The following is a 10,924-nucleotide window of genomic DNA, read 5'->3' as shown; positions in this document are numbered from 1 at the left end:
GCGTTGGCGTGTCGCAACCCGATCCTACCGGAGAACTGCCGGTGACCACCGCAAAGCCGCCCGCCCGCTACGGCGCTTTGTGGGGCGCACGTCCGGGCGGCTTTGCTCTACCGAGCTATACCATCACTAGGGACACAACCTTCTGGACGTGCAAAGACGTGCCGGCAGGACAATTGACTCCATTGGACGCAATAAAGGACATAACTTGGAAGTAACTAAACCTCGCCGCGGGCGGCCACCTCGATCAGCAACGAGACATCCGGATTTTTACGCCAACGTCTGGATTACCGTTCAGCTTTACCGAACTCGCATTCGGATGAGTACCGGACGGACCCCCTCCATCAAGCAGGTATGTGAAAAAATAATCGCCCAAGGCGGCATGATCTCCGCAGTGGGCGGAAACATTGAGGATTTGACGAAAGCAAATGCTGATCCCAACACGGACAGGAGAGGCAAGCAGGGCAAGCGTCGGACCCGGTTTGAAATAGACCCGGAACGCTCGGAGGTGATTCCGAGTGCTGACGGCAGTATTTTTGCCGACCACACCATTACAAATGCAGGGACGCTGCGCGCCCGGTATTATGAGGCAGTCGAGATAGCCAAGGCCGATCGCCGCGCCTGGTGGTTTTGGAGAACCTGTTGCCGGCAGTTGCTCGACTTCCCGACAAAACAGCCTCCGGCCCGTAGGTAGCTCCCCAGGCTGACGAACTTTGTTGCGAATTGACTGTACACCACTTTTCGAAAATCAGCTGTAAATGAAGTGCTTCGACAAATCTGCCGGAGCACTCACGTGGACACAAAGAAGAAAAGCACCGCTCGATCATTCGATGCTCAACCAATAGAAGATCTATCCAATAGTAACCGCTTGGCGACCAATGCCGGTCTGATTGAACTGCAGATCGAATATCGGGACCTCGCCGACCTCAAATTGGATGCTCGCAACCCGCGTCAGCACCCGCAGCGTCAAGTCAATCAGCTTGCCGATAGCATCCGAGAATTCGGCTTCGTCATGCCCATCGTGGCTGACGATAAGGGAAACGTTATCATCGGACATGGCCGCGTCTTGGCGGCCAAGAAGCTCGCGATGCCGCGTGTTCCCGTCATCGAGCTCAGGCATCTGTCCGCAGCGCAGCTCAAGGCCCTGAGGATTGCGGACAATCGATTGGCGCAGCATGCGCATTGGGACGAGCGGTTGCTCGGCGAGGGCCTCCTGGAACTGAAAGAACTCGATCCCGATTTCGATTTGTCCGTTACAGGATTCAGCCTTCCTGAAATCGATGTGGCCATCCAGAGGCTCAGTGAAGCGCCGGTCGAAGATATCGCCGACACGAACCCGGTAACGGGAGTGCCCGTTTGCCAGGTCGGTGATCTCTGGGAGCTCGGCGCCCATCGCGTCTACTGTGGAGATGCGAAGTCCGAGTCTGCCTTCACTAAACTTATGGGAGACGAGCGCGCCGACATCGTGGTCGTTGATCCTCCATATAACGTTCGAATTGAGGGCCACGTCTCGGGCAAGGGAAAGGTCCACCATCGCGAGTTTGCCGAAGGTGTCGGGGAGCTTAGCAGTGAAGAGTTCGTCCGCTTCCTGGCAGATAGTTGCGGGCTTCTGGCAAAGTACAGCAAGAACGGCGCAATCCATTTTGTTTGTATGGATTGGGCCCATCTCGGCGAGCTTCTTGCCGCGGGCCGCGAGACCTACACCGAGTTGAAGAACATCGCGGTGTGGGTCAAGAGCGCGGCCGGCATGGGTTCCCTCTATCGCTCCCAGCACGAACTGATCTGCGTCTTTAAGTCGGGCACTGCACCGCACACCAACAATGTGCAGCTCGGCAAGAACGGGCGCCATCGCACCAATGTGTGGCGTTACGACAGCGCCAGCACACAGGCACGCAAGGGCAACAACGTGCTCGAGCTGCACCCGACCGTGAAGCCGATCCAGCTGGTGATGGACGCGCTGCTTGATTGCTCGAACCGCGGCGAGACCGTCATCGATTCGTTTCTCGGGAGCGGCACCACGCTGCTCGCCGCCGAACGGACAGGCCGTGGATGTCGCGGGGTCGAACTTGATCCCTTGTACGTCGATACGTTGATCCGGCGCTGGCAGAATCTGACCGGTCGCGATGCCATCCGGTTGTCGGACGGTAAGCTGTTCTGTGAAATCGAAGTTGAGAAGGAGCTAGGTGATGAGAAGCAATGAGAGGAAATACGAGGTTGGTTACCGAAAACCTCCGGTGACCACACGTTTCAAGAAGGGCCAATCTGGAAACCCGAGCGGACGGTCCAAGAAGGTCGCTCAGGACCTTCAGCCTGGCAAGATTCTCCAATCCATCGATAACGAAGAAATCCTCGTCAATGTAGATGGCAAACGTAAGCGCATGCTGAAAGCCGAAATTTACTTTCGGCAGCAGTTCACCAAGGCGATCAGAGGCGACCTCACTGCGGCGAGGCTCGTGGCGAAGATGGCCGAGAAATACTTCGGACCCGAAGCTGAGGGTCCAGGCGAAACTCGCTTCATCGTAGTGCCCGACCGCGAGCTCCCAAACAAATAGTATGGATGAAAACAATGAGTAACCGAAATCCCCCTGTGAGCACTCGATTCAAAAAGGGTCACTCGGGCAATCCGAGAGGTCGTCCTCGGCGGCAGAAGCGGCCTGACGTCTCTGCTGGAGCGCTGTTTCGCAAAGTTGCAAAGGAACAGATCCGCCTCGATATCGATGGTACCACGGTCGGGATTCCGCTCTGGGAAGCCTACGTGAGCCAGATCTACACGATGGCGCTGAACAAGAACAACAGTGCAGCGCGCCTGTTAGACCAGTTGCGGAGGCAATTTCCTGGCGACCTGCCGCCCGGTGATCCCATCACCTTCTTTATCACTGAAGCGGATGCGAGATTGTGAGCAAGACGCAGGTTCAATAGTTGAGCCTGTTACTCGTAATTCGAAAGCACTGGCGCCCCCGGTCTCGACTGCTGCCGGGCGTGCCCCGCATGAGCGCCTCCGGCAAGCCCCGCCAAGACCGACGCTGGGTACGATGCTCCCATCCAGCAGGCCAATCGGTCTGACTCTAAGGGCAGCAGAGATGAGAACACCCAAGACCGCTCGGCGGAAGTCGCCGCGGCTATTGCGGAGGAAGGCCTGCGCTATGTGAGCGATGCTGCTCCCGGCTATCGACGCAAGCGCACCGGTACTTCGTTCACGTATTACGACAAGGATGGCAGGCGCATCACGGATGGGGCCGTCATCCGCCGCATCAAGTCGATCGGCATTCCGCCCGCTTACGAGTTCGTCTGGATCTGTCCCTCGCCCAATGGACATATTCAGGCGACCGGCCTCGATGCGCGCGGGCGCAAGCAGTACCGCTACCACCCGAAATGGCATGAGCTGCGGGAGCAGAAAAAATATGAGCACATCATGCAGTTCGCGGCAGCGATGCCGGCACTACGTGATCGCGTCACCTCGGACATGAAAGCTCGATGGTCTTCCGCGCGAAAAGGTGCTGGCCACGATCGTAAGTCTCCTGGAGAAGACGCTCATCCGGGTCGAACGCGATGGTCTCCGTGCAGTCCCGCCGCCCGCTCACCATGGCCCCTTTCGCCGGACAGGGCGGCGGGACATTCGTGCGCACAGTCCGGACGATCGCGGCGCAACCACACTTTGATGACGATCGAAATAAAATCGCAGGGCGGCGGGCGCGTGGTCGCCCGTCTTGTTGCCCAACAGCCCAGGGGAACGATCAGCCGCGCGAGGAGTCGACCTCGTGCTCTCGGTCCGGCCCCCCAGCCTCGCCGAGAGCGAGCCCAACCGGCTCGCGACCCTCGGCGCGCGCAGTCCCCAAACTTCGGCGCCGGGGGTCGTTCAGCGCACATCGATGACGTTCTAGGACCGGGGTGCGCCCGCGCGGTCGCCTGTGCCCTATACCGCCGAGTGTACTAGGCGTAACCTGCCGGTGGGTGTCTTCCTGGCCCCCGAAGCCCGACACCCACGGCGGCCTCAGCACCCAGCGCGTCTACCGGGTTGCTGGGGTCGCTTTCGTGCGGCGCGCCCCGCCCTCTATGGCGGACATCGTGCCGGACGGCGCCAGGTTCATCGAAGGCACCTACGCAAACGCTGCGGGAAGCCGCGCCTACCGGCTCTTCATCCCTAGCGGCTACGATGGCCAAGCCAGTCCGCTGGTGGTCATGCTTCACGGCTGCACGCAGTCGCCGGAGGATTTCGCCGCGGGCACGCGGATGAACTTCATCGCCGAAGAACAGACCTGCTTCGTGGCCTATCCCGCACAACGGGCCGACGCAAACCAGGCGAAATGCTGGAATTGGTTTCGTCCGGGCGACCAGCAGCGCGGCGGCGGCGAGCCCTCGCTCATCGCCGGCATCACCCGCCAGATCATGCGGGACCATTCGGTGGATCCGGAACGCGTCTACGTCGCCGGGAGCCGCGGCCGCCGCGGTCATGGGATCGACGTACGGCGATCTGTATGCAGCGATCGGCATTCATCCGGACTAGCCTGCGGGGCGGCCAGCGACCTTCCCTCCGCGCTGATGGCCATGAAGCAAGGCGGCGGACCTGAGGCAATGCCGAGCGATGGCCCGCCGGTGCCCACAATTATTCCACGGCGATCGCGACACCACGGTGCATTCGAAAAACGGAGATCGGATCGTCCGACAGTCGATCGGCGGGACGAGCACAACGGCGAAGGTGCAGCGCGGACGGGTGCCGGGAGGGCATGCCTACACCCGCACGGTCCATACCGACCCCGGGAGCCGCGGAATCCTCGAACACTGGGAGATCCACGGAGCCGGACACGCACGGTCTGGCGGCAGCCCCGCCGGCTCCTACACCGATCCGGACGGACCGGATGCAACGAGGCTGATGCTGCGCTTCTTCCTCGAGCATTCGCTCCCCCAGTCCGTAACGGCTATATGACGATGGTGACCGGGAAAACCTTTCCCCGCGTTTTCGCGCCCTGCACCGGACGCAACCTCGACAGCCTCCCGGGCTGCTGGACGCGCGATCTCGTACGACCGCGGGCTATTTCCCGTCAAACACCAGCGTCGGCGGCTCGATATCCTTGTCGAGCGCAGCAGCGGTATTGGCAAAACCGCGCTGCGCATCAGGCGACGGCGATCGCGCCACTCGACCACCCCTTGAGCAGCGTTCTCGTCCCACGAAGCCATTGGGAAAAGTGATTCTTCCTTGGTGGATGCACCAGGGCTCGAGCCTAGGACCCGCTGATTAAGAGTCCTCCCGATCAACAGCTGTATCAATAGGTTATGGGTAAACCGAGGTCGTAAGGCCTCCTTGAGAACGTTGACGTATTTCCGGGGAAGCAAACCGGATTGATCGCGGAAATGAGTTGAAGTCCGTTGCGCATCGTGAGCACTCGACTTTTAATCATCGGGTCGACGGTTCGAATCCCTCCGCGCTCACCAAATAATATCAATAGGTTAGTCCGATTTTCTATTGACTGAGAATTGCCCCGTGTGGGCACTATGTTGGCAAATCAATTGCGAGGCGGGGTCTTCGATGCGAGTGCCCGGAATGTCGCCGACCATCCCGCCGGAAGAATTGCGTAGCCGGCTAGCCGCACTAATCTCCAGCACGCCCTCGCCGCCAGCGAATGGTCAACTTCCTCCTGACACTGAGCAATGGGTGGCCGATGCCTGCGCCCTAATCGGCGCGACCGCAGACCTGACGCTACAAAGCGAAGCCCAAAACGCCTCAAACGGTCTTCACTACGAGCAGCACCGGCTCGTCAATTTCCAAAAGCTGCGGCTCATTCTGCGAAAAGCTCTGTCACAGACTGAGTTAGATATCGCCGTTCATGGTGTCGCTGCTAAGAGCGCAGCCGGGCCGGTGCATGGGGCACTTGAGATATCGCCTGCGTTGCATGCGAAGGCGGAAGCCCAAGCGGAAGAGATAATCGCGGCAATGGCGCGCGCGAACTTGCGACCGCCACCTAACCTATCAGATGAACCTTACCAGGCAGAGGCGGTAGAGTTTGCATCCGGTAGCGAGACACACCGCGGACGTGCCCAAGGTGTGGGCGCCAAAGGAATGGCCGCCGGCGAAGGCTCGGCGACCGCGGAACCATTTGGTCCGACCCGATATGGCGAGCAGCCGCCGATGGCAGCAGGAGGCCCGAACGGAACGACCGGCCCGAGCGCAATTCTCCACCAAAACGGCTCGCCGCTTTTGACGGAACACGGCAGTCCCCTCCTATACGAGACCGCGGATACCGTGCGGGTTAACCCTCGGGCGGTCATCGTTCGGGCCGTTCTGGACAACCAGATCCAAGCACACATCACGGCCGTGTCGCTGTTGAGCGCGATCGAGCTAAAGATCGAAGCACTGCGCGTGAATGGCTCGAATTCAGAGATCGACAACTTTTATGATCTCAAGCGCCAGGTTGAAGAATTCCTCGCTGCGAACGCAAGGCGTGACGAAACCCCGATTGCCAATGCCACTCTTTCGATCGCTGATGGACTTCGTCGTTTCTGGACCGAAAAGCACGTTAGCATCTGCGACAGGACGCTCGACATGACCCTGTTTGGCGCCGGCCTAGCCTTTTGTGGTGTGGCGGGCGTCTTGGTGGTTCCGACGGCCCTCACAGTCGGTGCAATCGTGGGGGGTAAGAACGTTGTGGAAACTCTTAAGGCTGCCGCCAATTTGCTCCCTGGCAAGAAAAAGGAATGAATGAGCACGGGCCGTAGTCCAGCGCTCCGCCTTATGCTGTAGCTGGACCTGTGTCAGCGCCTCAATCGGAGTCCGCCAATGAATCGGTCCGGCCGCAGGATTGTCTTCGCCGTGCTGTTGATCGTGGTGCTGCTGATCATCTGGCAGTTTTTTGCATCGCTCTAGATATCCGCCATCGCGAAACGCGGTAGATTTTGTTTTTCTAATCGACCGTTTAGGAGCATTAGCTTCCGTGAAGCGTTGATACCGCCACATCGGGCAGGACCGTGAACCCGGAGGTCGGGCATGTCTATTGTCCCCCTGGACATCGAAAGGAAGTTCGAACAGCGGTGGGCGGCCAGGCGCGTGCAGCGGGTTCGCGCGGCGCGCGAAAGGCAGAGACCCGAAAGCGAGCGTAAACAACCTGCCGTATCTGTAAAAGCCGAGGAAGCAGCGCAGAAGCGTCAGCCCGCCGCGTGAACCGGCGGCCCCCTCGTCGTCACCACCCTCTCCGCTTGCTGCCGACAGATGCCCCCTGCTCGCTCAGGACACGGCGCCGGTTGTGCACCACCACCGGCTAATCGGTCCCGCGGCGGATTTTGTGTTTTCCGCCCTACGAGGTTGTGAGCCAGTTCACATTGTGCAGCGCCGCCGGTTGCTACACTGCCGACCGCTGGGGATTTCAGGGGCCCATCGCAGGCACGGTGTCGGCGAAACCATTTCCGCTGTGCACGAAGCAGTCTCGAAGCGAAGTCGGCCTACCATTCGCCCGTTGGATCAGTAGGGATCAGGTCATGTGGGATTTTATCAACTTGTTGTATCGGGATTATTGCCTAGCTCGCTTGCAAGAGATGCGGAAGCTCGAGCTGTTACATTGAGCCATGGCAAAAGCCGGTCCCGTCAGGCCCACTGTGCTTGCCGTCGTGATGGTGGCAATAGCCGTCTGGACCGTCGTCGGATAACGTGAGCCGACGCATCACGGGAAGCCCGCCGCTCGCGTTTTGGAGCGTCCTTGAGTTTACTTTTCTCTTTGCGGCGTGGGAGCAAAGCCATGCAGAAAGACGAAGGCTTATAGTTTCAGGATCTCGGTCAAGTTTTGCGGAACGCAAACCCCGCAACCGATCTCGCGGCTTCGCCACCGGTCTCATCCCTCACAATCGTTCTTCAGCCTCGTTGGTATGGTGATTTCCCTGATCTTCGTGGGCTACGGCGTGGACATCTCGACCGGCATGTAAAAGCGCAGCGCGCCCGACCTCTGTTCACTTCTGCACAAATGGCTGGCACGGCCGTTGCTATGCGTTTCTTGGCTGGGATTAGCAGGTCCAGCTTGAAACAGGGCGCCGCCGGGACAGTGTATTTCGAGCCCGGCGGCGTATCATTCTGGGACTAGCGGGACAGACTACGCTTGTGCGTCATTAGGCGCTGTCGGTTGCACTCCGCCGAGCCTACCTACCGATTACACCACGGCGCACGATAGTTGCAGCCAGCGCCACGTCGCTGCGCGATAACTGCCGCGCCTATAAGAAACGCTCCGAGCGCAACTAGGACGCGGACTCATAACGCGCAGCCAGCCACAGCCTGATTGACGCCAGTTGAACAAAGGCAAGGTAGTTGGCGGCAAGCCTATCATAGCGCGTCGCCACCCGACGACATTGTTTGATCCTATTGAAGAACCGCTCGACCCGGTTGCGAGCGCGGTAGAGATAGGGGCTAAAGCAGATTGGATCGCTGCGGTTGCTTTTCGGCGGGATATTGGCCCACGCGCTCTTCTTCACAGCAAGCTCCCTGATCCAGTCCGCGTCATAACCACGGTCGGCAAGTAGCATTGCCCCGGATTTCAGACGCGACAGCAGTTTTCCGGCAAGTCGAACGTCATGGGCCTCACCGGGGCTCAGCGCCAGCCGCACCGGCAGACCATTGCTATCGACCACCGCGTGGATTTTGCTCGTCAAGCCGCCGCGAGACCTTCCCATCGATTGGCGCTGGTTCCTTGTGATGCAGGCTCCATGCTGATGCACGCGGACAATGGAGGTGTCGATCATCTGGACAGCGGCATCATGGGCAGCGGCAAGTGCGTCTATGATGCGGCCCCAGACACCGGCCCGCCGCCAGCGGACGAACCGGTTGTAGCAAGTGGTGTATGGGCCAAACGCCGCCGGCAGATCACGCCATGGTGCTCCTGATCGGAGGACCCAGAAGATGCCATTGAGGACACGTCGGTCGTTGACCCGAGGAACGCCACGCGGCTTGTTGGGCAGCTTCGGCTTGATGGCGGTCCATTCATGGTCGGCGAGTTCGTAGCGCATGATTCGAGCCCCCAAATTCGGGAATTTGAATCACGGCAGTCGGGCCAAACGCAACGCTCCTGGCCGCTCTTGGTACGGCGCTTACGGGCTGGAGCGAACGTCAACCTGGAGCGGACTTCAAATGGCGCCCTAAACCTTGCCTTCGTTGGTCCACTGCGCCCAAGTGAAACGCACCATCTCAAATCGATCCGTGGTCGAGCAATACCATCGCGCCGCATGCATAGCCCCAAACAGGTTGAGCTTCGGCGCGTCGATGACGCCATGAGCCGCATCCAGCACGAGATCATCGGAAACAAACGCGGTGACGACTTCTCCGAACAGGACTGCCTGATCGGAGTTGAATGACAACGAAGTCAACAGTCGGCACTCGAATGCCACGGGGCTCTTCGCAATCCGCGGCGGCCTTACCGATGTCGAACGCGTGGACTCAAGCTTGGCAAGCGCCAATTCGTTGGTCCCCGGAGGGGCGTCAACGTTCGTGATGTTCATGGCCTCGGCCAATGACCGCGGCACCAAGTTTACAACAAACTCCCGTGTCGCGAAGACATTAGCGGCTGTGTCCTTGAGCCGTCGCTCCGGATGGGGCAACACGGCAATCATAATGACCGGCGGATCGTGGCTGACGACATTAAACAGGCTGTACGGTGCAGCGTTGAGAGCGCCGTCGGCCGAAAGCGTCGTCACAATCGTGATCGGTCGCGGAAGCACCGTGCCAAGGAGAAGTTCGTAACGATCCATCGGTTTCATGGCTTGGAAGTCAAACTGCATCGCGACCGCTCCCCGTCTCACGACATGCGCAGCCACAGTCGAAGAGGTGCTATGGGCTACGACACCACTATAGCATCTGCGCCGCCGGTCCGGTTATGGGCCCATCGCGACATTTGCTGCAGTTGCACAAAGTGATCAGTATCGGAGCAAAGCGGACGTCGCCGACAGTTTATGAGTACGCGGCCTTCTGTAATGGGCCCGATGATGTCAAGCCTCCCGAGTGAACGTCACGCCGCCGAGCTCATGCTTCTGTCCGTGGTCAACGCTTGGCCGCCACATCATGCTGTCAGAGGGAGCGGTGAGCCTATCTAGATACGCGTGGTTCGTCAGATGACGACCACTGGCCGTGTAACGGCTTCACCGGATCCACCGTCCCGGCGACGGGACTTCGGGCACCGGACTTCAGTTTAGCCCGGTTGCGTTCTTGATCTCCTCCACGTCTTCTATGCTGCGATCGGGCCGGCGTCAGTCCATCGGTAAGTTGTGCCGTCGATCCAGATTCGATGCAGGATCACTGCGAGCTTGCGTGCTAAGGCGACTTTTGCGCGCTTCGAGCCTCGCCGTTTGGCGACGTCCATCCCCCAGTGTTTGAGTTTTGAGAACCGCGTGATGCGCGATAGCAGAACGTTAGCTGCTTCATACAACACCGTGCGCACCGTCTCGTCGCCGGCCAACGTTATCCCGCCTGTGACGTCCTTTTCTCCCGATTGGTATTTCTTTGGCGTGAGCCCGAACAGCGCACCTGCTGCCTTTGATGCGGTGAGGGTCATCAATCGCCGATTTGTAAGTAATGGCCACCAGGGGACCAACGCCTGGCACTGTCATCAGCCGGCGACAGACCGTATCGTCACGCACAATTGCCAGCACAGCCTTGTGCAGCTTTCCGTACTCTACCTTCAAGGCCGATCTTGCCGAAAGCATCGCACCGGCAATGCGCTCCAATGTCGCCTGACCCGCAACCAACTCTCGGATCCGCGCTTCGAAATTCCTCCGCGTCACCGGGCAAACCTTCAGCCCGAAGCCACGCAAAATCCCGCGGATACTCAACTCCACGTCGATCAGCCGACCAAGAAGCTGTTTGCGCGCGATTAAGAGGGCCCGGGTCTCCTGCGCATCGACCGACTTTGCGTGTACCGGCCGGAACCATCCCATCCGGATCAACTGGGCGATCCCGCGGGCA

At 59.6% G+C, this 10,924-nt stretch carries 9 protein-coding genes and 3 pseudogenes; 9 read left to right on the top strand and 3 right to left on the bottom strand.

Features of this window, described 5'->3' with window-relative positions; all coding sequences use genetic code 11:
* From JQ586_RS39485 to JQ586_RS39450, 9 genes and pseudogenes are all read left to right on the top strand, one after another.
* On the top strand, nt 1-215 hold a 215-nt coding region (locus JQ586_RS39485; RefSeq protein ID WP_212400029.1), incomplete at its 5' end, for a hypothetical protein.
* On the top strand, nt 206-691 hold the full coding sequence (locus tag JQ586_RS39480) for a hypothetical protein (RefSeq protein ID WP_212400028.1): 486 nt from the start codon (nt 206-208) through the stop codon (nt 689-691). The genes JQ586_RS39485 and JQ586_RS39480, both read left to right, overlap by 10 nt.
* A 99-nt stretch (nt 692-790) precedes the next feature.
* Nucleotides 791-2,197: a DNA methyltransferase gene (locus JQ586_RS39475; protein WP_312017089.1), complete on the top strand. Its 1,407-nt coding sequence runs from the start codon at nt 791-793 to the stop codon at nt 2,195-2,197.
* Nucleotides 2,184-2,549 carry a DUF5681 domain-containing protein gene (locus tag JQ586_RS39470; RefSeq protein ID WP_212400031.1) on the top strand — a complete coding sequence of 122 codons (366 nt, stop codon included), beginning with the start codon at nt 2,184-2,186 and terminating at the stop codon, nt 2,547-2,549. The genes JQ586_RS39475 and JQ586_RS39470 overlap by 14 nt, the downstream gene beginning before the upstream one ends.
* Before the next feature lie 14 nt (nt 2,550-2,563).
* Nucleotides 2,564-2,896, top strand: coding sequence for a DUF5681 domain-containing protein (locus JQ586_RS39465; RefSeq protein WP_212400027.1), 333 nt, complete (start codon nt 2,564-2,566; stop codon nt 2,894-2,896).
* 222 nt (nt 2,897-3,118) lie between these two features.
* A pseudogene (locus JQ586_RS40975) lies at nt 3,119-3,548 on the top strand (DNA topoisomerase IB); the annotation flags it as partial.
* 502 nt (nt 3,549-4,050) lie between these two features.
* Nucleotides 4,051-4,491 (top strand): annotated as a pseudogene (locus JQ586_RS41740) (alpha/beta hydrolase family esterase); the annotation flags it as partial.
* A 1,045-nt stretch (nt 4,492-5,536) separates the two neighbouring features.
* A complete protein-coding gene (locus JQ586_RS39455) occupies nt 5,537-6,691 on the top strand; it encodes a hypothetical protein (protein WP_212400025.1) in 1,155 nt (384 codons plus the stop codon).
* Between the two features lie 285 nt (nt 6,692-6,976).
* Nucleotides 6,977-7,150, top strand: coding sequence for a hypothetical protein (locus JQ586_RS39450; protein WP_212400024.1), 174 nt, complete (start codon nt 6,977-6,979; stop codon nt 7,148-7,150).
* A gap of 1,061 nt (nt 7,151-8,211) precedes the next feature.
* Here the strand turns inward: JQ586_RS39450 and JQ586_RS39445 are convergent.
* The 3 genes and pseudogenes from JQ586_RS39445 to JQ586_RS39435 all read right to left on the bottom strand — a co-directional run.
* Nucleotides 8,212-8,976, bottom strand: a complete 765-nt coding sequence (locus JQ586_RS39445) for an IS5 family transposase (RefSeq protein WP_212400023.1) — start codon at nt 8,974-8,976, stop codon at nt 8,212-8,214.
* Between the two features lie 129 nt (nt 8,977-9,105).
* Nucleotides 9,106-9,744 (bottom strand): flavin reductase family protein, encoded by a 639-nt coding sequence (locus JQ586_RS39440; protein WP_212400022.1) that lies wholly within the window; start codon nt 9,742-9,744, stop codon nt 9,106-9,108.
* Between the two features lie 443 nt (nt 9,745-10,187).
* A pseudogene (locus JQ586_RS39435) lies at nt 10,188-10,924 on the bottom strand (IS110 family transposase); the annotation flags it as partial.

The organism is Bradyrhizobium jicamae, from assembly GCF_018130215.1.
GTDB classification, from domain to species: domain Bacteria; phylum Pseudomonadota; class Alphaproteobacteria; order Rhizobiales; family Xanthobacteraceae; genus Bradyrhizobium; species Bradyrhizobium jicamae_A.
The sequence above is the reverse complement of the archived record's forward strand: the minus strand, read 5'-3'. Positions and strand labels throughout refer to the sequence as shown.

What these genes read in the sequence shown, in the direction of transcription:
- JQ586_RS39445 (WP_212400023.1), bottom strand. Translation starts at nt 8,976, where the DNA reads ATGCGCTACGAACTCGCCGACCATGAATGGACCGCCATCAAGCCGAAG.
- JQ586_RS39440 (WP_212400022.1), bottom strand. Translation starts at nt 9,744, where the DNA reads ATGCAGTTTGACTTCCAAGCCATGAAACCGATGGATCGTTACGAACTT.
- JQ586_RS39470 (WP_212400031.1), top strand. Translation starts at nt 2,184, where the DNA reads ATGAGAAGCAATGAGAGGAAATACGAGGTTGGTTACCGAAAACCTCCG.
- JQ586_RS39465 (WP_212400027.1), top strand. Translation starts at nt 2,564, where the DNA reads ATGAGTAACCGAAATCCCCCTGTGAGCACTCGATTCAAAAAGGGTCAC.
- JQ586_RS39455 (WP_212400025.1), top strand. Translation starts at nt 5,537, where the DNA reads ATGTCGCCGACCATCCCGCCGGAAGAATTGCGTAGCCGGCTAGCCGCA.
- JQ586_RS39450 (WP_212400024.1), top strand. Translation starts at nt 6,977, where the DNA reads ATGTCTATTGTCCCCCTGGACATCGAAAGGAAGTTCGAACAGCGGTGG.